This is a genomic window from Acerihabitans sp. TG2, from assembly GCF_035013185.1.
GTDB lineage: Bacteria > Pseudomonadota > Gammaproteobacteria > Enterobacterales > Enterobacteriaceae > Acerihabitans.
Genome location: NZ_JAYGJO010000012.1, coordinates 61,395 through 85,130, shown reverse-complemented (window position 1 = coordinate 85,130; position 23,736 = coordinate 61,395). Strand labels below are relative to the sequence as shown.

The window sequence follows — 23,736 nt, the reverse complement described above, 5'->3', positions numbered from 1 at the left end:
ATGATCAATATCCGTAAACTGTTATTACCTTTGGGGGGGCCGCTAGTGGCCTTGCTGCTGGTCCTGCTGGTATGGGATCTCTCGGTGCGTTTTTATCACATTCCGGCCTATGTGCTGCCTTCGCCGCAAATGACCTGGCAGCACACATTGTCCGACTGGGCAGTGCTGTGGACCGGTTTCCAGATCACCTTTACGACCTTTTTACTCGGGTTTGTCCTGGGTGCCGGGGCAGGGTTTGTGTTTGCTGTGGTGATGGATTCTGCCACCTGGGCGCGCAGTATCCTTTACCCGATCCTGATCGCCAGCCAGGCGGTGCCGGTGATTGCCATCTCTGCCGCACTGACCATTTGGTTGGGATTCGGCCTGGCGCCGAAGCTGGTGATTGTGGCGCTGGTGGTGTTTTTCCCGGTGGTGGTCAATGTGCTGGACGGCTTGCATTCAGTGGATCCAGATATGCTGAGCCTGGCGCGTTCCATGGGGGGTTCGCGGATAAAAATTTTTCGCCATGTAAAATTACCCGCCACCTATACGCCGTTATTTTCCGCACTGAAACTGTCTGCCACCTTCAGTGTGACCGGTGCGGTGATCGGCGAATGGACCGCCTCGACCAGCGGCGGGTTGGGGGCCTACCTGCTACAGGCCAACTCTCGACTTAATACCGCAGGCACGTTTTCCGCTATTGGGTTTTTGGCCTTGTTGGGCATTATCAGTTTCTTGTTGGTTATCATGCTGGAGTATCTGGTTACCCCTTGGCGCACATCGTCCAAGGCGCGCCCTTGGTCACGGCATTACTGGCGCCGTTCCGCCTAACCTGTGCCGTCCGTGGCTGATAAACCGGACCACCAAAGCGTCGGTGGAGTTTGCGGATCCCGGTCTGGCGGATATTGACCTGCCGTTTGTGCGCGCGCGCCGTCAGGCCGATGGCATGTTACTCTATTTTCTGCCACTGCCAGTCGCGCACCTCTGGCATATCATCGCCGTGTTCACGTACATAATGATAATGTTCGTCAAGCTTGGCGTGCAGCAGATTCAGTGCGGCGTCGGCCGATGCCAGGTCGGGTACCTGTTCAATTGCCGCGATGGCCAGATGAAACCGATCCAACTGGTTGAGTACCGTCATGTCAAACGGTGTGGTAGTGGTGCCTTCCTCCATAAAACCATGCACATGAATATTGCTATGGTTGCGCCGTTTATAAGTCAAACTATGGATCAGGACCGGGTAGCCATGATAGGCAAAAATCACCGGACGATCCTCAGTAAACAACCGATCGAAATAGGCATCGGTATGGCCATGAGGATGTTGTTGGTCCGATTGCAACGCCAGCAAATCCACCACATTGACGACCCGGATACGCAGCTCGGGCACATGGCGGCGCAGCAGTTCGACTGCCGCCAAGGTTTCCACGGTTGGCACATCTCCAGCGCAGGCCATGACCACATCCGGGTCGCCGGAGCTATGCTCGTTGCCGGCCCAGTCCCAGATACCAAGGCCTTCTTCGCAATGCTGGCGTGCCTCATCCATGGATAACCATTGCGGCTCGGGCTGCTTGCCGGCCACGATGACATTAATTCTGTCATAGGTATTGAGGCAGTGATCGCCCACCCAGAGCAAGGTGTTGGCGTCAGGTGGAAAATAGATGCGCACAATATCGGCTTTTTTATTGGCCACCAGATCAACAAATCCCGGGTCCTGATGGCTGTAGCCGTTATGATCCTGGCGCCAAACATGGGAGGACAGCAGGTAGTTCAGCGACGATATTGGTTGCCGCCAGGGCAGCATGCGCGAGACTTTTAACCACTTGGCATGTTGATTAAACATTGAATCGACGATATGTACGAAGGCTTCATAACAGTTGAACAGCCCATGACGCCCACTCAGTAGATAACCTTCGAGCCAGCCCTGGCAAAGATGCTCACTAAGTACCTCCATGACCCGGCCGTCACGCGAGAGTTGCTCGTCATAGGTCTCGATCTCTTGCATCCAGACCCGACTGGTGGCTTCAAATACGGCGCTAAGCCGGTTTGAGGCCGTTTCGTCCGGTCCAAACAGCCGAAAATTGGCATTATCTGCGTTCAGTCGGAAAATATCACGCAGGTATAAACCGAAAACTTTGGTGGCTTCCGCTTGCGTAGTGCCGTGCTGAGCGATCTTGATGGCATAATCCTCAATATTTGGTGTCACAAGCGGGGTTCTCAGCAACCCCCCGTTGGTATGGGGATTGGCCCCCATACGTCTGTCACCGGTGGGGGCCAGACGACGCAATTCAGGCTGTAGCCGACCCTGTTCATCGAAAAGATCCGCTGGGTCGTAACTGCGCATCCACTGTTCTAGGAGCTGACGATGGCCGTCATCTTCGCGGCAACGGCCCACAGGGACCTGATGAGCCCGCCAGAAACCTTCGGTTTTTTTTCCGTCGACTTCTTTGGGGCCGGTCCAGCCTTTTGGGCTGCGCAGAATAATCATTGGCCACCGAGGTACCGAGTCCGGTGCGGCATTGTCCGTCAACGCGTCGTTTTGGATAAGGCGAATCTCATCAAAGGCCTGATCCAACGCGGCGGCCATCAGGACATGCATCGGTGCCGGTTCATGGCCTTCAACGAAAATAGGGTGATAACCATACCCTTGAAACAGGTGCTTAAGATCCTCATCACTGCTGCGTCCTAGCAGGGTGGGGCTGGCGATTTTGTATCCATTAAGATGCAGAATCGGCAGCACCGCGCCATCACGGGCCGGGTTAATAAACTTATTCGAGTGCCAACTGGCAGCCATTGCCCCGGTTTCCGCCTCACCGTCGCCAATAACGCAGGCTGCGATCACATCCGGATTGTCAAACACCGCGCCATAGGCGTGCACCAGCGCATAACCCAACTCACCCCCTTCGTTGATCGATCCTGGCGTCTGTGCTGCCGCGTGGCTGGGGATGCCGCCTGGAAAAGAAAATTGCCGAAATAGCTTACGCATGCCTTCGGCATCGGCGGAAATATCCGGATAAATTTCGCTATAGGTGCCTTCAAGCCAGGTGTTGGCCACCATGCCTGGCCCGCCGTGCCCAGGGCCGCAGACATACATCATATCCACGTCCCTGTCCCGGATCACCCGGTTGAGATGGGCGTAGATAAAATTAAGTCCCGGCGTGGTGCCCCAATGACCTAACAGTCGCGGTTTAATGTGTTCCGGTTGTAGCGGCTGGCGCAAGAGTGGATTGTCCAGCAGGTAAATTTGACCCACTGACAGATAATTGGCCGCGCGCCAGTAGCGATCGATTAACGCCAGTTCATCGGCGGTGGGGGGGAGAGTCTGCGGATGATTATTTTCCATTCGTATGCTCCTAAACGTAAAGGTATCAGCATGGTCTACAGTCTAGTCTGCTATGGTCAGCTCTGCCCACGGGATGGCCGACTCAACCATGAGAAAATATGTCGTCTAGCGCCGTCAGACTACGGTGACCAGTGCGTTGGTTTTATTTCCATAGGATCTAGATTATGCGCTGCCGTCGCAATGACGGACTGCTGCATGACATTGTTGTCTATTTTTCCTAAGCTAGGATGATATTAGGGTTATGCTTACCTTAGGCTATTTATGAAACATTATCGGAGTACCACGCCATGACCGAACCAGATATTTCTGCCAAAAACGCCGCAAAAGGTGATGTTAAACCCACAGCACAGCATGAAAAAGCGCCTGCAGAGGTCACTGTCAGTGAAGGACTGCACAAGATTTTCGAAGCCGATGCCGCCCTGACCCCAGAACAGGTCGATGCTATGGCTGAACAAGCCAAGGCCGCGGCTAAACAGAGCCAGGATGCTCGTGATGATAAACAAGCCCAACTGGACACCACCAAAGACCGTTAAGCCAGGTCTTTTTAGCCATAACCACGATGATTGCTCCTCACGTTGGCTTAAAGCGACGTTATCCTGTGTGCTGTAACCCCTCGGTTTTTAAGGCGGGGTAACCGGGATAACGCGAACCAGATAACCCGTTCTGGTCCGCGTCGGGGGAGTGATGAGTGATGCGTGATAGAGGCATGCTTCGTCCCTGTTTCAGCCTCTGGTCCCATGCCCCTGGCATTCGCGGTTCAAACGCATCGCTCAGTCGTCCGTCCCGTCTATACTTTTGTTACCTTGGCCGATATTTTCGACAACGCACAACAGCCATGAGCTGATTTTTATATCACCCGTGTGTCGTTATCACCCCCCGATTAAATGCGTGATCAGGCTCTCATCAGTTTATTCGCCTGCACAAAAAAAACGCTATACCCACCGTAAAAGCTGTGCTGTTGACCGGTGTCTCCTGACTGACCTCTGTTTATAATTTCCATCACACCCATCACACCCATCACCTAGACACCACCTTGTTGTGTGGGCGAAGCACGAAACATCAACGTAATCCCCGGTGCATTCCGTCGGTTGTGATGCGCCCTTTTTGAGGACAGGTTATGAAAATTATCGCCATAGACGTGATGCGTATCGCGATGCCGTTCAGTTCCGGGCGGGAAGACGATCCGTTTAATGACACCGGCGGCGGTGATGCCTATAACGCGGCCTCGCGCCAACTGACCCGCATGGAAACCCTGTTGGTGCGTATCACCACCGACAACGGTTTGTTGGGCTGGGGCGAAGGTTTTGGCCATTTATCTAATCCCGTTACCTATGCCGCGTTGGCCGGTCCGGTAGGACGTTTTTTTATTGATAAAATCTTTGACGGTACGCCTGATGGTCTTGGTCGGTTGATGGATCAGGCCCAGCGCGCCTTTCATGCTTTTGGCCGTAGCGGTGCGGTGCAATTTGCCTTGTCGGCGCTGGATATCGGCTTATGGGATATCTGCGCCAAGCAGGCTGGCTTGCCGCTATGGCAATTATTGGGGGCTAGCCGCAGTGAAATCGGTGTCTACGCCAGTCTGGTGAGTTATGACAATGACCCCGTTCAGGTAGCAGCCCATGCGCGACGGGCTTACGACGCGGGTTTCCACAGCATCAAACTGCATGAAACCGAGTATGCCGCCATTGCGGCGGCGCGTGCGGCGTTGCCGGTTGATGCGCAGCTTATGGTGGATGTCAACTGTCCTTGGACGGTAGATGAGGCCTGCCGTCAAGCGGTGGCGCTGCGTGAGCTTAATCTGGGCTGGCTGGAAGAACCGGTCTGGCCACCGGACGATTTGGCCGGGCTGGCGCGAGTACGCGAGTGCGGTATACCGATTGCCGCTGGTGAGAACGCCCAGGGTGTGCAGGGCTTTGTGCAACACTTTATCGCCGGGGCGGTCAGTGTGGCCCAACCTAGCGTCGCGAAAATTGGTGGCATTAGCGCTGCGCTTGAAGTCTATCGCCTGGCGCGCGCCCATCGGGTCAACGTGGTGCCGCACTGCTTTTATTATGGCGCTGCGCTGATGGCGACCGCGCATTTAGTGGCGACGTTGCCGGAAGATACTCAGTTGGAGGTTCCGTATCTGCAATGGCCAGAGCCACTGTATGGCGAACTGAACTTTCAGCCCAGAATGACATTACCGTTGACTCCGGGGCTAGGGTTCGCGCCGGATGAAGCGATTCTGGCGCGCTACTGTATTGCAAATACCAGCCTGAACCGGGAGACCACCTCATGTTAAAACACAAATACCGTTTTGTCGTAGCGCTGTTGTTGTTTAGCGCCGGCATGCTCAACTATCTTGACCGTGCAGCATTATCCGTTATGGCACCGTTAATAAAAAAAGATCTGCATATTGGCGATGCGCAGATGGGTATTTTGTTTAGCTTATTCTTTGTGGGGTATTGTCTGTTTTGCTTTATCGGCGGTTGGGGGGCGGATAAGTACGGGCCACGCAAGGTTTATGCTTGGGCTGCCGGGTTCTGGTCATTTTTTTGTGGTGCCACCGCGCTGGCAACCGGCTTCGGTTATTTGCTGATTGTTCGCGTGTTGTTTGGTATTGGTGAAGGACCGATGGGTACCACCACTAATAAGTCGATCTCTAATTGGTTTCCCAAGCGTGAAGTTGGTCGAGCTGTCGGTTTTACCAATGCTGGACAGCCGTTGGGAGCGGCGATTGCCGCGCCGATTGTTGGATTAGTGGGGCTTAATTTTGGCTGGCGGATATCGTTTGTCGTGATCGCCTGTTTGGGGTTTGTCTGGCTGAGTCTGTGGTTGATCTTTTTCCGCGACCGGCCCGAAATACATCCCCGAGTCTCGCCGGAGGAAGTTGCACTGATCACCGCCGATCGACCAGCGAAAGTCGAGGCGGTGCCAGCGATGGCTGGGCAATCGGCCAAACAAAAACACGGCATGTTTTTTTATGTGATGTCAATGCCGGTACTGGGCGTGGCGGCGGCGTTTTTTTGCTTTAACTATATCCAGTATTTTTTCCTTTCCTGGTTGCCCAGCTATCTTACTGATTTCCAACATTTGGATATCAAAAGCATGAGTATCATCGGAATTTTGCCGTGGTTGGGTGCCACTCTCGGGTTTATCGTCGGCGGCCTGATTTGCGACGGATTATTTAAGAAAACCGGGAATTTCCTGTTGTCGCGTAAACTGGTGATCATTTGCGGCTTGGCCATTGCCGCACTGTGCATAATGTTGACCGCCTACGCGTCAAGCTTAGGGATGGCGGTGGCCTTGATTACTATCGCCAGTATTTTTGCGTATATGACACCGCAGGCCTGTTGGTCACTGTTACAAGATATTGTACCGGCGGCGCGTATCGGCTCTGCCGGCGGGTTTGTGCATCTGCTGGCCAATTTGGCGGGTATACTCTCGCCGGGGATTACCGGGTTTTTGATTCAATATGGCGGCGGGTATCAATCGGCGTTTATCTTGTCCAGTATTTTGGCGCTGGTGGGTATCGTGGTGATGCTGCTGTTTGTTCGCCAACGTAGAGTAGACCGTATTCGCCTGCAGGCGGCGTAGGTGTGAGGCGGTGTCTTGGGGGGTAAAATAGCCCCAAGGCTCCGCCATAGCAACCGTGGATAGTGTACTTTGATGTCGCCAAGTTCGTCAAAACTGTCATTGTGACGGTCTCGACACCTTAATGACGGGTCGCATCCGATCGCAAATAAATCACCCAATACGTCAGCCCCACCAGCAGTCCGCCGCCGATAATATTGCCGATAGTGACGGGAATCAGATTATCGATAATAAAATGGTTCACGGTCAGTGCCGGGAATTGATCCGGTGAGCTGTGAACCGCCAGCCAAAAGTCGGGCGTGGCGAAATAACGAATCACGATGGCCAGCGGAATTAAAAACATATTGGCAATGCTATGCTCAAAACCGCTGGCGACAAACATGCCGATCGGCAGCAGCATGGCAAACATCTTATCGCTGAGCGAATGACCCGAGTAGCTTAGCCATACCGCGAGGCAAACCATCAGATTGGCCAAAATGCCCAGGCATACCGCCTCGATGAAGGTGTGATGCAGTTTATGATCAGCAGTTTGCAACACGTTTAAGCCCCAGCTACCGTTGCTCGACATTTCTTGGCCAGCGAACCAGATCAGCGCAACGAAAAACATCGCGCCCACAAAATTACCCAAATAAACGTTAAGCCAGTTCAGTGATAACTGACGCCAGCTTATTTTGCCACTGGCCTTGGCTATCACGGTCAATACCGTTGAGGTAAACAGATCAGCACCGCAAACGACCACCAGAATCAACCCCAGAGAAAAACACATACCGCCCACCAGTTTGGTCAGGCCGCTGGTGGGGCCGGGACCGGTGGTAACGGTAATATAAAAAGCAAAGGCTAATGAAATAAAAATGCCTGCAGTCATCGCCAGAAAAAAGGTGATTTCCGGTTTTTTCGTGGTTTTATATACACCGGCCGCCTCTGCGACTTTTGCCATTTCCGCTGGCAGGCGTAGATCAAATGAATTCTCTGTGTTCATCATGACTCCTGATTATTATTTTTAATAATATGTCGAGTATTTATACCCAATAAATTTTGTGTTGCCTGAAGGTATAACTAATGGATCGGCAACTCGAAAGATGATAGGTATAGGTTGTCTTGGTGATCGCTGGATACTAAAAGAAGGCGATTGTCGTAATTAATGCATTTCCCATACCAGCGTTGATCGGAGGTAAAATTATTTTTGTTAGGCTATGATAAAAACCTGAGCAGGGTGTTTTGCTGCAGAATGCAAAAGAGAATCATTTGCATTCTGCAGCAAAACATAGAATCTGCGCATTTTATTTTGGATATATAATTATTTATATAACGTATTGATTGTATCGCCGCCTATATACCCCTATAGCTTTCGAGCTGCAGGAAGGCGGCAAGCAAAAGAACCCGATGAGCTTACTCAAAAAAATGATTCGGGTGATAGCGCGCAGCCAACGCCCCAGCGGTTCGAAAGATGACGGGTATACATCCAATAATTTTTTGGTTATGAAATGAAATAGGGTATGAGATCAAATTAATGGTACGGGCGAATATTCTTTCCGCCGGGTCTGTTTTAAAATGCCAAGAGAAGATAAAACCAAGATTATGAAGCTATCCTGATGCTAAGAACGTCGAATGATACTGACACCACCGGGGCATGGCAGGATGCGTTGCTGCAGATTTCGCAAAAATTACTTTTTCAGCGGGATGTGTCAGCTATTTTATGCGCAATGCTGCCATTGCCCATTCCCTGCCAGTTCATCGACTTGTCGCTGACCTTGCCGCGCCAACATCTGTGCTGCGACCGTGATGGGCTGCGGACTACGCCGGCGCTTGTGCTGGGTGAGGTACCGCCGGAGGGCCATAGCCGCTGCGTGTTGCCGATAACCTCTCCCCGCCGCCAGTTCGGCGAGGTAGGGTTTACCCGCACCGATGGTTATCATTACAGCCGGGACGAACGGGATTTTCTGTGCCGTTTGGCGCAGATGCTGGCGCTGGCGCTGGAAAACCTTTCGGTCCATGAAACCCTGCGTGAAGAGAACGATGTGCTGCGCCACGAGCGCGATCATCATCGTATCCTGGTGGATGTGACCAATTCGGTGATCTCCTGCCTGGATATTGATGCCCTGGCGGCGGAAGTCTCCAAGGAAATTCATCGATTTTTCGGCATCGATTACATTAGCTTGGCGCTGTGCGAAGGCAGCGGCGAAAATGCCCATTTGAAGGTGTATTTAACTCACTATATGCCGGGGAAACCCATGCGGCGCGAGCAAAAACGGGTGGCCATGGCCGACAATATCGTGGCGTCACGGGTATTGTCGGATTCCCATCCGGTGCTGATCGACCTGTGTACGCCGTCTCAATCGGTCAGGGACGATCCGCATTTGATGGAGATGCGAAATGCCGGGTTAAGTTCACTTTGCCTATTGCCATTGGCGTACGGCCATAAGCCGTTGGGTATGATAAAACTGGCGCGACACAATGCGGATACCGACACGTTTAGCGAAACCAATGTGCGTTTGCTCAGCCAAATTTGTGCACGTATCGCCATTGCGGTGGATAATGCGCGTTCCTACGACGAGATTACTCGGCTAAAAGATAATCTGGAGCATGAAAATATCTGGCTGAACGAGCAAATGCACAACAGCGGCAGCTTTGGTGAAATTATTTGGCAAAGCGCGGCGATGAGTGCGTTGCTCGAGCAAGTGCAAATGGTGGCCGACAGCGATAGCACCGTGCTGATCCTGGGCGAAACCGGTACTGGCAAAGAGTTGATTGCCCGTGCTATCCATAAGCACAGTGCGCGCAGTCGTCAGCGGATGGTGAAGATGAACTGTGCTGCGGTGCCCTCAGGCCTATTGGAAAGCGATCTGTTTGGTCATGAAAAAGGGGCATTTACCGGGGCTACCACTACCCGTCAAGGGCGTTTTGAACTGGCGGAAGGGGGTACGCTATTTCTCGATGAAGTCGGGGATATGCCGCTGGAACTCCAGCCCAAGCTGTTGCGGGTACTGCAAGAACGTGAAATCGAGCGCCTGGGCGGCAGTAAGGTGATCGCGGTAAACGCACGCCTGATTGCTGCCACTAACCGTGATCTGAAAGATATGGTGGCTAATCGAGAATACCGTAGCGATCTGTATTATCGGCTGAACGTATTTCCGATCACTATCCCACCGTTACGCGAGCGGCCAGAGGATATTCCGTTGCTGGCCAAATTTTTTACCCAAAAAATATCCCGCCGTATGAATCGTACTATCGATAGTATCCCCGGCGAAACGCTGCGCCGGTTAAGCCAGTTACCTTGGCCGGGCAACGTGCGTGAATTGGAAAACGTCATTGAACGGGCGGTGATCCTGACCCGCGGTGCGACGCTTAATCTGCAGTTGGATGAACTGCAGCATACGGCCATGGTGCCATTGGCCCCACCACCGATAGTGGAACCAAAACGCAAACCACGGGAAGCGTTGGAGAACGATGAAGTGGAGCGCCAGCGCATCATCCAGGCGCTGCGAGAAGCTAACGGCATTGTGGCCGGGCCGCGAGGGGCGGCAATCAGGCTGGGCGTTAAGCGTACCACGCTACTTTCACGTATGCAGCGTTTGGGCATTTCTCCTCAGGAGTGGTAGGCGCAGCTTGCGTCTTGCGTGCTTGGGTTAATAACCTTTTTGTTTCTATCTGCATTAAACGGCTGCGGGTTATTGTATTGTATAACAATACGGGCTTAGTCTCTTCGTTTGGAAATAGGCATTGGCGCCATACCCATGCGCATGCGACTTGGCATAAAACGGGTATCATTGTTTTCACCTGTGCCAATTTTGCATTTTAATTTTGTGCGGAGAAAGAATGGAACGTATAAACGGCATCAATGGAAATGAAACCGTCGGCGGATTTTGGCAGCCTTGGACCAATAAGGACAGCGAACCCCCTATTGCTCGATGGCAATCAGTCATAACCTATGTCGGCAATGTATCGGTTGAAAATACGCATTCTCCCCCTCCAGGGTTGCATTATGAGGTTTGTCAGCGAGAACATGATCATGCGGTAATGAATTCATCAAAAAAAACGTCATTTGTTGCGCAAATCAAACCACATAAAAACCAGAAAAATAACCTTATTAAAAAATGCGCACGAGCCATGCCTGATATTAAAATAATATCAACGCTAGCGGTAACACCGCATAATAATGATATGTTTGTAGAAAAACCGGAATCAGCAACCCATAAGATACTTAATAAGATTATGGCAGTAGATGATATGTTTACGCCTTATCTTGATTGGCAGCGCTGCGCAAACGAAAGAATGGACATCCTTAAAGAAATGTTATGTGCTGGCACCGATAGTTTTAACAATGAGTATATTCGATCCGGCTTTGCCGACGCCGTCTATGCAGGAGATGCGGATAAAATAAGATATTGCTTCACCCTATTGCCTGGTTTACAGCGCGGGGATGTATTAAAACAGGCCATTGAACTGGCCGCTATTATGGGGTATAAAAACGCTATAAATGTACTGTTTGAGTTTAGCCAATGTTTCCTTTGCACCACGTTTATCCTGGCGGCGTTAGAACAAACGTTGCGTTGGCAACGATATGAACTGTCCTTATTGCTCCATCAAACACTAAAAAAAATAAATGGTTTTAATAATATTGAGATGAATATATCAATACCTGTGGGGCTTAAGCACCTAGAGCCGTTACCTAGCAGGATACTGCCGAGCAATGGTGAATTAAAACGTTATCGTCTTTTCCAGTCGCTCCATTTACTCTTATGGAAACATAATGGGAATATATTCCAAGCCGCGCGAGAGAGTCATCTCAGTCGCCATACGCTGCTCTCGCAAATTTCGGTATGTGGTATCGCGCAAAAAATGTATAAAATTGATAAAATATTTTTAGTGGTGAGTCAATTGTCAAATACCATGGTATCGCCGTTTTATCGGCCATAACCGGTCATGGCAACCCGCATCAATGGGATACGTTTTCTACTGGCCCAATCGGGGGTGGCAACATCCGCCGTCAACCCACGCCAAATGCGAACAGGGAGAGAGGTCTTGCAACCTCTCTCCCTGTCCTGAATGGATCCCCGTCGGTGAAGACGGGGAGGGGGTGTTACCCGACAACCGGGGTGATGGCATCATCCACCGCATTTCGCAGGCGGGCCTTCAATTGACTGTATTCGGTTTGCACGTAACTTTCCGCCCAGCGCTGATCGTCAATCATGTCCAATTTCACCGCGCAATATTTGTATTCCGGGGTTTTAGAGATCGGATCGAGATGATCGATGGTCAACTCATTGCAGGCACCGATCCACCATTGGTAGGTCATGTACACCGCACCAAGGTTGATGCGCTCGTTTACCGAGGCACGGGTAATCACCTTGCCGCGACGCGACGTTACCCAGACCAATTGCTGGTCACGGATGCCCAACAGTTCAGCATCCTTAGGATTGATCTGCACATAACCCGGCTCATCAGCCAAGGTGGCCAGGGCGGTACAGTTACCGGTCATCGAACGGCATGAGTAGTGGCCAACTTCACGCACGGTACAAAGCACCAACGGGAAATCATCATCCACCAGATCCATTGGCGCGCGCCATTCAGCGGCGAACAGCAGACCTTTGCCGCCCGGACGGTCAAATTTATCACCTTCATACAGCCACGGCGTGCCCGGGCTTTTTTCGTCGAGACAAGGCCAAGGAACATAACCGAAGCCGGCCAGTTTCTCATAGGTGGCACCCGCATACAGTGGGCATAATCCGCGCAGCTCGTCCCAAATTTCTTTGGTATTGTTGTAGTGCATCGGATAACCGAGGGCGGTGGCCAACAGGCTGATGATTTCCCAGTCGGGTTTTACATTGAACTTCGGTTCAATTGCTTTTTCGAAATGCTGGAAACCGCGATCCGCCGCAGTATAAACGCCTTCATGCTCACCCCAAGAGGTGGCGGGCAAGATCACATCCGCTTCGGCTGCGGTCTTGGTCATAAAGATGTCCTGCACGATCAGAAAATCCAGTTTATTGAACGCTTGGCGCATCAGCGACAGATCCGGTTCGGTTTGCAGCGGATCTTCGCCCATCACATAGTTGGCTCTGATCTCACCGCTGAGGATCTTATGTGGCACATCGGTCAGGGAAAAACCGGGTTCGCGATCCAGCGATTCCACACCCCAGGCGCGGGCAAACTTCTCGCTTAATTCGGGGTCAGCCACCGACTGATAGCCGGGAAACATATTCGGCAGCGCACCCATGTCGCAGGCACCCTGGACATTATTTTGACCACGTACCGGGCCGACACCCACGTTGGCTTTACCCAGGTTGCCGGTGAGTAGCGCCAAGCCAGACAAGCCCTTAACCACATCCACTGCCTGGCCCCATTGGGTCACACCCATGCCCCAAAGAATGGTGGCGGTAGGTGCGGCGGCATACATACGCATGGCTTCGCGAATTTGCTGCGCCGGCAGGCCGGTGATGGTTTCGGCGTATTCCGGCGTGTATTTGGCGACCATGGCGCGATATTCGTCGAAACCTTCGGTGTGGCGAGCCACATAATCGGCGTTATACAGACCTTCGTTAATCAACACATGAGCGAAGGCGTTGACCAGCGCCATATTGGAACCGTTTTTCAGCGGTAACCACAGATCGGCCAAGCGGGCGGTTTCTATGCGTCGCGGATCGCAGACGATAATCTTGGCCCCTTTTTGCTTGGCTTTAATGATCCGCCGCGCCACGATAGGGTGTGAATCCGCCGCGTTGTAGCCAAACACCAGCAAACATTTAGTGTCTTCAATTTCGCCAATGGAGTTGCTCATGGCCCCGTTGCCCAGCGTCACCTGCAGACCGGAAACCGAGGGGCCATGGCATACGCGGGCGCAGCAATCGATATTGTTATTGCCGATCACCGCACGGGCGAATTTTTGCATCACGTAGTTGGTTTCATTACCGGTGCCGCGGGAAGAACCGGTTTGCATAATGGCTTTGGCACCATATTTTTCTTTGATATCACGCAGGCGGGAGCTGGTGTACTCAATGGCTTCCTCCCAGGATACTTCTTCAAGCGAGCCGCCCTTTTCGCGGCGGATCATCGGGCTGCGCAGTCTGGGCGTCAGCAGACGGGTGTCATTAAGAAAATCCCAGCCGTAATAGCCTTTTAGGCACAGTTCGCCCTGATTGGTCACGCCATTAGCTGCTTCGGCGCCAACAACATTGCCGTTTTCAACCAATAAATTGATTTTGCAGCCGGAGCCGCAGTACGGACATACGGTAAGTGCTTTATGCATTATGCCATACCCCTTATGGAGGATTTTATACTGATAATCCAAAGATTAATGAAATATACCCTAAATAGTTCGAGTTGCAGGAAGGCGGCGACGCAGCGAGTCCCCAGGAGCTTACTCTCGTAAGTAACTGGGGTGAGCGAGGCAAACCAACGCACTGAAGTATGACGGGTATAAGCGGTCATGACAGGATGGCGCCTAAGCCTTCCAACGCGGCCCGCTGCCGTTTTTTCAGTTTCATCATTTCGACGGTTTCGTGGGTCATCAACACCAGTGCGTTGGTAGGACAAACGTTGACGCAGGCCTGACCTTCATCACGGCCCACGCAGAGATCGCATTTTTGCGCTTGTGCCTTGATGCTATGCCCGGAAAGCGGATTTCGCTCGTCATAAACACTGTGTGTGACGATATCCATTGCGCCATAGGGGCAGGCGACGGCGCAGGTTTTGCAGCCGATACATTTCTCCTGCAAGACCTGGATGGAATCTTCCGCGTGGATGATGGCACCGTTCGGGCAGGCGTTAGCACAGGGGGCGTCCTCACACTGGCGGCACAGTACCGGAGTACTGATATTCCACTCTTTCACCACTTTCAGCCGCGGCAGAAAGTTTTCGCGATTCAGCGCACCGGGATTTTCGCCGGTATGGGCCATAACGCAGGCGATTTCACAGGTAAAGCAGCCAATGCATTTTTGTGGATCAGCAATAACGAACCGGTTCATTCATTTCTCCTCGCGGTTCCAACTGTCGTGGTTCTTTAGGCCCACCAAGCTCGGCGGGTTAATAACCGTATATAAAGCAGGGTTTATGCCAGTTTGCATAATGGCGGCAATTATTTTGCCATGCTGATGGAAACAGGCTGGGAACGCCTACGGGGCCGCTGTTCCGGCTATCTCGCAGCGTCAATGACGCGGCAAGGTTGCGGCCCCTGACGGGGGAAAAAGGCTGGCCGTCTCTCCTATGTCGACATAATTGACGATGGTGGTCATATCGACACACGCCTTTGACGTCAGCTTTCGTCGTCAGCAACCAGCCAAGGGAAACCGCCGTCTCCGTGCCAGTCGCTTAAGCGTTGGAGTACAGTATTGACCGCCGCCGTCACTTTTTCCGTCATGGGAAAATAGAACGCCACCACATCCGGTTGGATACCGACAAACCATACCTCGGCAACGTCTTCGCTTAATTGATCGATCACAAAGCTAAGTGGAAGATTGTGGGTGCTCATAATAAACATATCGGCGATTTGCTGCGGGTCGATCAGGCGGATTTCCCCAGGGGCCAACGACATATCGGCCGCATCCACCACCACCACTCGGGCAGGATGTAACGCGCGTACCTGATGCACCACGTTTTCCGGTGTCGATCCGCCGTTGATCACCGTCCAGCCGGCCACCGGGCTGCGGCTCATTAATTCCGCCAGCAGCGGACCGGCACCGTCGTCACCCATCATGCTGTTGCCAACGGTCAGGACGACGCTATCAATGGTGTCGGGTGGCGTCATAACACCCTCCGCACAATCAGATAAATGGCGGGTTCATGCGTAATTTCAGTGAGTAGCGCGATCAGGTTTGCACTCCAGGCGGCGAAAGGTTCCACCTGATCGTCACGCAGCGGCGCCAGCGCGGTGGCCAGCAGATTGGTATGGGTACTGTCGATAACAATTTCCCCGAAGGTCAGCAAGCCTTGCATTTTGCGCCGTGCCTCGCCCGGTGCCAGCAGATCAACCCACTGCTGATATTGATCCAATGGGCAGCTAAATTCTTTATTCAGGCAGTCGATTACGCCAACGTGATGGCCAATGGCCAGGGAGTAATACATCACCTGTTTGGCCTGGGCCGGCATATCCTCGTCGCTATCGAGAAATTTCTGTCGCAGCGACCAAAAAACGACGTCAGCCATGATGCACCTCGTTGCCCAGGGTAAACATCAGCTGTTCAACAATTTCGCGCAGCCTAGGATCGTCATCCTGTTTCAGCCATAACGCCACGCGCTCCGCCAGGGTGTGTGCCGAGGCGTCGGCCAGCAAGGACAACAGCGTATCGCTGATCTTGCGGCCTTCGCCATAACCCGCCAGTAGCCGGGCTTCGCGCTCGATCAGCACTCGGGTATGCGACGGCACGTTTGGCAGCAGAACTTGTGCATGTTCGTCCGGCTGCTCATTGTGGTTTTCGCCCTTAAGCTTCTGGTCGAGCAGGCCAAGGGCGACGGCGAAACCATAGATGGTGGCGGCGGGTGTGGGCGGGCAACCGGGGATCCACACATCAATGGGCACAATGCTTTCGCTACCGCTCCATACGCAGTACAGATCGTGGAAAATACCACCACCGCAACCGCAGGCGCCGTAGGAGATGCAGATTTTTGGATCCGGCGCGGCGGCATAGGCGCGCAGGGCGGGCACTCGCATGGCACGGGTTACCGCGCCGGTGAACAGCAAAATATCCGCATGGCGCGGTGATGCCACCACCTTAATGCCAAAACGCTCTGCGTCGAACAGTGGGGTAATGGCGGCGAAAATTTCTATTTCACAACCATTGCAGCCACCGCAGTCGACCCGATAGACATAGGCTGAGCGTTTGATGTTCTTTAGCAAGGCGGTTTTTAACCCGAGCGTCGCCTCATCGGCCACCACCGGGGTGCTGATATGGTGCTGTAGCGGAATATCTAACCGGCTCATTGATGTTCTCTCCCCGAGTCATGGCTCAAACGCAGGTCACGGTTGTTTTGCAGGTTCTGGTGACGTTTGCAGTCCGGACAGGTTTCAAACTGCGGACGCAGCGCTTCGACCGCGTCGGCGTCCATGCCGGAATGGGTCAATAGCGCCATGGTGTAGTCGACGGATTTTTTGGCGGTAAATGGCTGGTGGCAGACGCGGCACTCCTGTAGCCGAAAGCTGGCTTTTACGTAAAGATCGGCCTTGCACGTAACCGCCAGTTCGAACTCTTCGGACAGGACGATGGCGCGGGTCGGGCAAACTTCTTCACAGCGGCCGCAAAAAATGCAGCGGCCCAGGAACAGCTGCCAGCGTCGTTCACCACTGGCCAAGTCGGTTTCCATGGTCAGTGCGTTGGCCGGACAAACGCTGGTGCAGGCCGCACAGGCGATACACTGCGTGGCGTCATAATGCGGCTTGCCGCGAAATCCCGGCGCGACCTCTATGGGCTTAAACGGATATTTAACCGTCGGTTCGCCGGCCTTTAGGATGGTCTTAAACAGTTTAAACATCGTTTAACCCTCTACTTAAGCGGCGAATGGGTGCGCTCAATGCCATAGCGTTCCAATTCCTGATAAGGCACGGTCTTCGATTTACGCCGGTTAATGTCCACCAGTGTAACGCGGTCGGTGCAGGAGTAGCAGGGATCCAGGCTACCGATGATCAGCGGCGCGTCGGAAATATTATTGCCGCGCAGCATATAACGCAGCACCGGCCAGTTGGCGTAGGTGGCGGCACGGCAGCGCCAGCGGAACAGTTTTTGGTTATCACCCAACATACTCCAGTGCACATCTTCGCCGCGTGGCGCTTCCGAGAACCCCAAGGCAAACTTATACGGTTGGTAAGTGAACCCTTCGGTCATCAATGGGCCACCCGGCAGATTATCCAAGCCGTATTCAATCATCGCCATCGAGTCCAGCACCTCCTTGACCCGGATCATCAGCCGCGAATACACATCGCAACCGTCCAAGGTAAACAGGTTTTTCGGCAGGTTGGCATAGTTGGCGTAAGGATGGTCAAAACGCATGTCGCGTTTAAAGCCACTGGCGCGAATCATTGGCCCCACCGGGCTGAAATCACGGGCTATTTTCGGGTCGAGCCGGCCGATGCCCTGGGTGCGTTGAGCCATATTGGGGGTGCTGAGCAGCATATCCACCAACTGTACAAAATCGGCGCGCATTTCGGCCACCAGCAACAGCGTTTTCAGCCGCTGTTCTTTCATGATATCGCGCCGCACGCCGCCGATCAGGTTCATGCCATAGGTTTTGCGCGCCCCGGTCAGCAATTCCGCCATGGTCATGGATTTTTCGCGCACCCGGAAGAACTGCATAAAACCGGTATCAAAGCCGACAAAGTGGCTCGATAGGCCGATATTTAATAAGTGGCTGTGCAGGCGCTCAACTTCGAGCAGAATGCTGCGGATGGCATGGGCGCGTGGCGGCACGACAATGCCCAGCGCATTTTCCACCGAACTGGTATAGGCCACACTGTGGGTAAATCCACAGATGCCACATACCCGATCGGACAAAAAGGTCACTTCGTTATAACCCATGCGGGTTTCTGCCAGTTTTTCCATGCCGCGATGGACATAAAACAGGCGATAATCGGCGTCGACAATCTGCTCGCCGTCAACGAACAGACGAAAGTGCCCCGGTTCGTCGGAGGTGATGTGCAACGGTCCAATAGGCACCACGCGGGTTTCACCGGCGGCGGCATTGTCGAACGGGTAGGTTTCCGTGTCGGTGGTCGGCGTTGGCCGTTGGCGGTAATCCATGCTGTCCTTGCGCAGCGGATAAAGATCTTCCGGCCAGTCGTCGGGCAGCACCAGGCGACGCTCATCGGGCAAACCCACGGGGATCAGACCATACATATCACGGATTTCACGTTCGCCCCATACCGCTGCCGGTACGCGTGGCGTTACCGACGGAAACTCCAGGGTGATGGCGCTGACCAGCGCTTTGACAATCACCCAGCACTTCTCTCCTTGCTCCATGGACAAGACATAATAGACCGCATAATCGCCGCACAAGGAGCGTTCGTCATTACCGAACAGCACCGACAGCCAGCCGCCTTGGTTATAATAGAGAAATTCCACCACGTCCGGCAGGGCGTTAACTTTTACCGTAATGGTTAATTGATTGGCGGTTTGCCATTCATGGGCCAATACCGCCGCCGGAAATTTTTCGTTTACCTGCGTCAGGTAACCCAGGCCGAGTTTATCGGAAATGCTATCAGTCACTTTTTTTCTCCTGACGGGGAATTTGAGGATGTCGCCGACGCGTTAGGTTGTGCGGCCCAGGGCCAGTTGAACGTCGTGGCGTCGCGATTAAGTACGATGGTGGCGGCGTTCTCCAATAAATGGACCACTGGCCGCGGGATATACGTGCCCATGCCCAGCATCAGTACCAGTAGCACCGCCATCGGCAAGGTGGTCAGCCAGCCCAGTTCGCCCTTACTGGTCGCTTCGGGTTTATCACCGAACAACGTCATGGCAATCATGCGTACCAGGCCGGCGAGTACCACAGTGAGCAACAGCAGTAGCACGAGGGTCAGGATGATATGGCCTTTAGCCAGACCGGCGGTGACCGTCATGAATTCACTCAGAAAGATATTAAATGGCGGCATGCCGCCCAGCGCCAGCGCACCTGCCGCCATCATGACGGCGGTCAGCGGCGTGACGCGCAGCAGGCCTTTTATCGCGCCCATATCGCGGGTGCCATACTTCAGCAAGATATTGCCGGACCCGCAAAACAACAGGGTCTTCGCCAGGCTGTGGTTGAGCGCATGCAGCAACGCCGCCAAGACGCCCAGTGGTCCACCGATGCCGACAGCCACCGCGATCAGTCCCATGTTTTCCACGCTGGAATAGGCCAATAGTCGCTTGATATCACGCTGTACCAGAATAAAGAAGGCGGCCACCGCGACCGATAGCAGACCGAAGATGATCAACAACCGACTGGGGTACTCTGCTCCGATGGCGGCAGAGATCAAGATGTAATAACGCAGGATAACCAGCAGCGCACAGTTAAGCAGTACCGCCGACAGCAGGGCGCTGGTCGGGCTGGGCGCTTCACTGTGGGCATCCGGCAGCCAGGCGTGCATGGGGAACAAACCGGTCTTGGTGCCAAAGCCTATCAGGATAAACACAAAGGCCAGATGCATCAGGGTCGGGTCAAGCAGGCTGGTATGTTTGAGTACCTCGGTCCAAAAAATCGCCTGGCCGGGATCCGGCATCACACTGGCGGCGTTGGAGTACACCAGAATGGTACCGTAGAGCCCAAATGCGACGCCGACGGTACAGATAATGATATATTTCCAAGCGGCCTCCAGCGAGGAGCGCTGACCGTACAATCCCACCAGAAACGCCGAGCTGAGCGTCGTGGCTTCCACTGCGGCCCACATCAGAATCAGATTGTTGCTGCTGACCACCAATAGCATGGTGAACAAAAATAGATGGAAAAAACCGTAATACTGGCACAGGGTAGCGACCGATATCTCCCCGGTATCCACCTCATGGCGCATATAACCCATGGAATACAGGCCGGTAATAAAACCAATAATGCCGAGGATCGCCAAGAACAGCGCACCCAGGCTATCGATATAGAACCAGCTGTGTGCCGCCAGCAGGCTACCCTGGGTCATGACCATGCTGACAACCCACAAGGCTTCCAGCAGCAGCGCGGTGATACCCAGGGCGTGCAGGGCGGTGACCACGCCGCGCGCTGCGCTGCCCAGCAGACAACAGGCAAACGCCAGTAGCGAGAATACCAGCGGCGTAATCAGTAACAGTAAAACAACAACGGTATTGCTCATCTCATTACCCCTTCAGCGCCGTCAGTTGATTAACGTCAAGCGTGTTGAGTGTGCGATAGATTTTTCGCGCCATAAACGCCATGATCAACACGGCGAATATCGCGTCGGTGGCAATACCGATTTCCACCAGTTCCGGTGCACGATTGGCTAACAGGGCCAGTGTCAGGTGTGAACCGTTTTCCATCAGGCAATAACCGAACACCTGCTTGAGAATATTACGTTGGGTCACAATACACAGCAGGCCGAGCAGGAAATGGCCAAGCGACACGGCCAAGGCCGGTTTTAATGCCGCCACCATCGGCAGGTTGACCGGTGCCACCACAAACCAGCACAGCAGGACAATGACCGCCGCCGCCAGCATGAGCATGGTGGGGCTGATAATCCCGCCGTCGGCGCCGGGATCCGACAATGTGCTAAAGGCCCGAGCCATAATCAACGGCACCAGTATGACCTTGGTGATCAAGGCGCTGAGTGACCACAGTAATAATTGATGAGCATGCAGCGTTTCTGCCAGGGTGAAGAAAATCAACACCAATACCAGCGACTGCAGTGCATATAAACAGCAAGAGACGATGGGGCGTTTGGCGCCAATCACCAGCAGTGAGGTGATCATCATCAGCCCTGCCAGGTTATTGACAATAAGAGATCCGGTCATAGTCTTCTTCCTTATCCAAGCCAGGCAACGGCAATAAAACTGGAGCACAGCGACATCACCACCAGCACGGCAAGCACCGCACTCATGGCCAGCGGGATCGGTGCGGCTTGAGCCACCTCATCGCTGGGCTTGCCGGGAACCACGCGCCCAAACCAATAGAGTAACCAGACGAAGCTGGCGACGGATTCAATCAATACCAGAATCATCAGTGGCGTCAGCACCCAATACTGGCGCGACAGGGCGAAACCGGCGGCGAAAATCGGGAACTTACTGAAAAAACCGTTAAATGGCGGTACACCGGTGATGGCCAGCGCCGCGACGCAAAAGCCGATGCCGACTAACGGCATCTTGCCGAGTACCCCGCGCAGTCGTGGTAGCATGCGGGTGCCGCAGCTGTAGCTGAGTGCGCCGGCGACCAGAAAGAACAGGCTCTTGGCGAAGGCATGGTTAAAGATGTAAGCGATGGCCCCAGTGAACGCTTCCTTGGAACCTAAAATCGCCAGTGACAGGGCAAAAAAGATGTAGGCCAATTGGGTGATAGTGGACCATGCCAACAGGCGTTTCATGTCCTTTTGCGGCAGATACATTATAAACCCGTAGATCATGGTGATCACCGCCATCACCATGCCGACCCAGCCAATAATATGCGGTACATCACCCGCCGACAGGATAGCGCGGGCAAAAATATACACCCCGACTTTCACCATCGAGGCTGCATGCAGATAGGCGCTGACCGGTGTTGGCGCCTCCATGGCATCAGGCAGCCAGGCCTGCAACGGCAATTGTGCTGATTTTCCCCAGGCCGCCACTAATATGCCGCCGAAGACGATAAGCGCAACGTCGCCGTGCAACTGGCTCAAGGCGCTCAGGGCAAAGGTGCCGGTGGTGACAAACAGCATCGCCGCCGCCAGATACAACCCTATAGAGGCAAAGTGGGTGATCAGCAGTGCTTTCATGGCTGAACGCTGGGCTTTCGGCGTACTGTAATAACCGATAAGCGCCCAGGAGCAGCCACCGGTGATTTCAAAGAACAACAGTTGGCCAAGGAGGGTGGACGAGAGTACCAACCCGGCCATCGCGCCGATAAACACCAGCAGGAAGGCATAATAACGATTGGTGCCTTCATGGGGATGTTCGCGGTTGCCGGTGGTCAGATAACCGGTGGAATAGAGGCTGACCAGTAATCCTAAAAACACCACGGCAAACACGATCAACGTACTGATACGGTCGATGGTGATGCCAATGAGCGCAACATCGCCATAGTGCAGCAAGGTATAGGTGGTGGCGATTTTACCGCCGGAAAAAAACGCCTGTGCCAGCAGTAACGTGCCGACAGTGGCCAGCAACGCAAACAGCGTGCACAGCCATTTTGCCATCCTTTGAGGTAGACAGGCGGTCAGCAGCGCGCCGACAAACGGGACCAGAACAGTCGCAAGGGCTATATTCTCCATAATGAATTTCCTGGCTCCTTAAAGTCCGGTGAGGTAAAAAACAAAGGACAACGCGGCGACGCCGAATCCCAACCAGGTCACGCGCGGAATCAATAAAAAACGTCCGCGCGCCAAGCTGTTTTCAAACAGGGAAGCGAGAATAAATACCACCAGCAATTTAATCATCATGGCGACCAGCGCCCACAGTAAGGCACCGGCAGTGAGTTCGGCCGCGTTGCCGAAGGGAAAAAATACCACCAAAAACAGTTCAGCCATCACCACCTGTTTGAGGCCAAGACCCCATTTCACCAGTGCCAGGCCGGAGCCGCTATACTCCGTTAGCGGGCCCTCTTGCAGCTCTTGCTCTGCTTCCGCTACGTCGAAGGGGATTTTGCCCATTTCGATAAAGGTAGCGAAGCCGCAGGCCAACAGTGCCAGCAGGGTGGCGGTAGGTGATTGCCAACCCGCAGACAGGGTCGCACCGATGGTGCCGATATTGGTGGAACCGGCAATCATCGCCACCACCAGTAGCGCCAGCATCAAGGTGGGCTCCACCAGAACCCCCAACGTCAGCTCGCGGCTGGCGCCGATACCGGCGAAGGTGCTGCCGGTATCGAGCCCGGCCAGCGAGAAAAAGAAGCGAAACAAGGCGAACAGGTACAACAGGGCAATCAGATCCCCCGCCGCGCCAAACGGTGAGAACCGGGTCAATATGGGTAGGGTCATGGCGACCAGCAACATGCTGCCTATCAAGACATAGGGCATGACACGAAATACCGGACCGGCCTGTTCTGGCGCCACGTCCTGGCGCATTAACAGCTTGATCAAATCGCGATAATCTTGCCCGATGCCAGGTCCGCGCCGGGAGTGCATTCGGGCGCGGATTTGGCGTGAAATACCGGTCATTAGCGGGGTTATCGCCAACAGCAGCAGGGCTTGAACCAGCGCAAACAGCCCCATGGTCAGCGACGGCAATGGTTGTATCAACATGGTC

19 protein-coding genes are annotated in these 23,736 nt (G+C 53.7%); 6 read left to right on the top strand and 13 right to left on the bottom strand.

Annotated elements, in window-relative coordinates:
• The gene (locus tag SJI19_RS12610) at positions 1-810 is read left to right on the top strand and encodes an ABC transporter permease (RefSeq protein WP_323478613.1); all 810 of its coding nucleotides are present in this window, start codon (positions 1-3) and stop codon (positions 808-810) included.
• Positions 811-928: 118 nt separating this feature from the next.
• Here the strand turns inward: SJI19_RS12610 and SJI19_RS12605 are convergent, their stop codons facing one another.
• Positions 929-3,319, bottom strand: a complete 2,391-nt coding sequence (locus tag SJI19_RS12605) for a phosphoketolase family protein (protein ID WP_323478612.1) — start codon at positions 3,317-3,319, stop codon at positions 929-931.
• Between the two features lie 287 nt (positions 3,320-3,606).
• Between SJI19_RS12605 and SJI19_RS12600 the strand changes: the two genes are divergently transcribed.
• The 3 genes from SJI19_RS12600 (at position 3,607) to SJI19_RS12590 (ending at position 6,895) form a co-directional block, all read left to right on the top strand.
• The gene (locus tag SJI19_RS12600) at positions 3,607-3,852 is read left to right on the top strand and encodes a hypothetical protein (protein ID WP_323478611.1); all 246 of its coding nucleotides are present in this window, start codon (positions 3,607-3,609) and stop codon (positions 3,850-3,852) included.
• A 584-nt stretch (positions 3,853-4,436) separates the two neighbouring features.
• Positions 4,437-5,600 carry a mandelate racemase/muconate lactonizing enzyme family protein gene (locus SJI19_RS12595; protein ID WP_323478610.1) on the top strand — a complete coding sequence of 388 codons (1,164 nt, stop codon included), beginning with the start codon at positions 4,437-4,439 and terminating at the stop codon, positions 5,598-5,600.
• A complete protein-coding gene (locus tag SJI19_RS12590; protein WP_323478609.1) occupies positions 5,594-6,895 on the top strand; it encodes an MFS transporter in 1,302 nt (433 codons plus the stop codon). The genes SJI19_RS12595 and SJI19_RS12590 overlap by 7 nt, the downstream gene beginning before the upstream one ends.
• 118 nt (positions 6,896-7,013) lie before the next feature.
• Here the strand turns inward: SJI19_RS12590 and focA are convergent, their stop codons facing one another.
• Complete coding sequence (focA, locus tag SJI19_RS12585; protein ID WP_323478672.1) at positions 7,014-7,871, bottom strand: formate transporter FocA; 858 nt, start codon at positions 7,869-7,871, stop codon at positions 7,014-7,016.
• Positions 7,872-8,484: 613 nt separating this feature from the next.
• Between focA and SJI19_RS12580 the strand changes: the two genes are divergently transcribed.
• Positions 8,485-10,491: a sigma 54-interacting transcriptional regulator gene (locus tag SJI19_RS12580; protein WP_323478608.1), complete on the top strand. Its 2,007-nt coding sequence runs from the start codon at positions 8,485-8,487 to the stop codon at positions 10,489-10,491.
• Between the two features lie 217 nt (positions 10,492-10,708).
• A complete protein-coding gene (locus SJI19_RS12575) occupies positions 10,709-11,809 on the top strand; it encodes a hypothetical protein (protein WP_323478607.1) in 1,101 nt (366 codons plus the stop codon).
• A gap of 163 nt (positions 11,810-11,972) precedes the next feature.
• Here the strand turns inward: SJI19_RS12575 and fdhF are convergent, their stop codons facing one another.
• The 11 genes from fdhF to SJI19_RS12520 form a co-directional block, all read right to left on the bottom strand.
• Positions 11,973-14,138 carry a formate dehydrogenase subunit alpha gene (gene fdhF, locus SJI19_RS12570; RefSeq protein ID WP_323478606.1) on the bottom strand — a complete coding sequence of 722 codons (2,166 nt, stop codon included), beginning with the start codon at positions 14,136-14,138 and terminating at the stop codon, positions 11,973-11,975.
• A gap of 178 nt (positions 14,139-14,316) precedes the next feature.
• On the bottom strand, positions 14,317-14,856 hold the full coding sequence (locus SJI19_RS12565; protein ID WP_323478605.1) for a 4Fe-4S dicluster domain-containing protein: 540 nt from the start codon (positions 14,854-14,856) through the stop codon (positions 14,317-14,319).
• Positions 14,857-15,143: 287 nt separating this feature from the next.
• A complete protein-coding gene (gene hycI / locus SJI19_RS12560) occupies positions 15,144-15,635 on the bottom strand; it encodes a hydrogenase maturation peptidase HycI (protein ID WP_323478604.1) in 492 nt (163 codons plus the stop codon).
• Entirely contained in the window at positions 15,632-16,033 is a 402-nt protein-coding gene (locus tag SJI19_RS12555) for a formate hydrogenlyase maturation HycH family protein (RefSeq protein WP_323478603.1), read from the bottom strand. Before SJI19_RS12555 ends, hycI begins: the two co-directional genes overlap by 4 nt.
• Positions 16,026-16,808 carry an NADH-quinone oxidoreductase subunit B family protein gene (locus SJI19_RS12550; RefSeq protein WP_323478602.1) on the bottom strand — a complete coding sequence of 261 codons (783 nt, stop codon included), beginning with the start codon at positions 16,806-16,808 and terminating at the stop codon, positions 16,026-16,028. Before SJI19_RS12550 ends, SJI19_RS12555 begins: the two co-directional genes overlap by 8 nt.
• Positions 16,805-17,356 carry a hydrogenase 4 subunit H gene (gene hyfH, locus SJI19_RS12545; protein ID WP_323478601.1) on the bottom strand — a complete coding sequence of 184 codons (552 nt, stop codon included), beginning with the start codon at positions 17,354-17,356 and terminating at the stop codon, positions 16,805-16,807. The genes SJI19_RS12550 and hyfH overlap by 4 nt, the downstream gene beginning before the upstream one ends.
• An 11-nt stretch (positions 17,357-17,367) precedes the next feature.
• The gene (locus tag SJI19_RS12540; protein WP_323478600.1) at positions 17,368-19,083 is read right to left on the bottom strand and encodes a hydrogenase large subunit; all 1,716 of its coding nucleotides are present in this window, start codon (positions 19,081-19,083) and stop codon (positions 17,368-17,370) included.
• On the bottom strand, positions 19,080-20,657 hold the full coding sequence (locus SJI19_RS12535; protein ID WP_323478599.1) for a hydrogenase 4 subunit F: 1,578 nt from the start codon (positions 20,655-20,657) through the stop codon (positions 19,080-19,082). Before SJI19_RS12535 ends, SJI19_RS12540 begins: the two co-directional genes overlap by 4 nt.
• 4 nt (positions 20,658-20,661) lie before the next feature.
• On the bottom strand, positions 20,662-21,312 hold the full coding sequence (gene hyfE, locus SJI19_RS12530; RefSeq protein WP_323478598.1) for a hydrogenase 4 membrane subunit: 651 nt from the start codon (positions 21,310-21,312) through the stop codon (positions 20,662-20,664).
• 11 nt (positions 21,313-21,323) lie between these two features.
• Positions 21,324-22,763 carry a hydrogenase 4 subunit D gene (locus SJI19_RS12525; protein WP_323478597.1) on the bottom strand — a complete coding sequence of 480 codons (1,440 nt, stop codon included), beginning with the start codon at positions 22,761-22,763 and terminating at the stop codon, positions 21,324-21,326.
• 18 nt (positions 22,764-22,781) lie between these two features.
• Positions 22,782-23,732, bottom strand: coding sequence for a respiratory chain complex I subunit 1 family protein (locus SJI19_RS12520; protein WP_323478596.1), 951 nt, complete (start codon positions 23,730-23,732; stop codon positions 22,782-22,784).
• Positions 23,733-23,736: the final 4 nt, after the last annotated feature.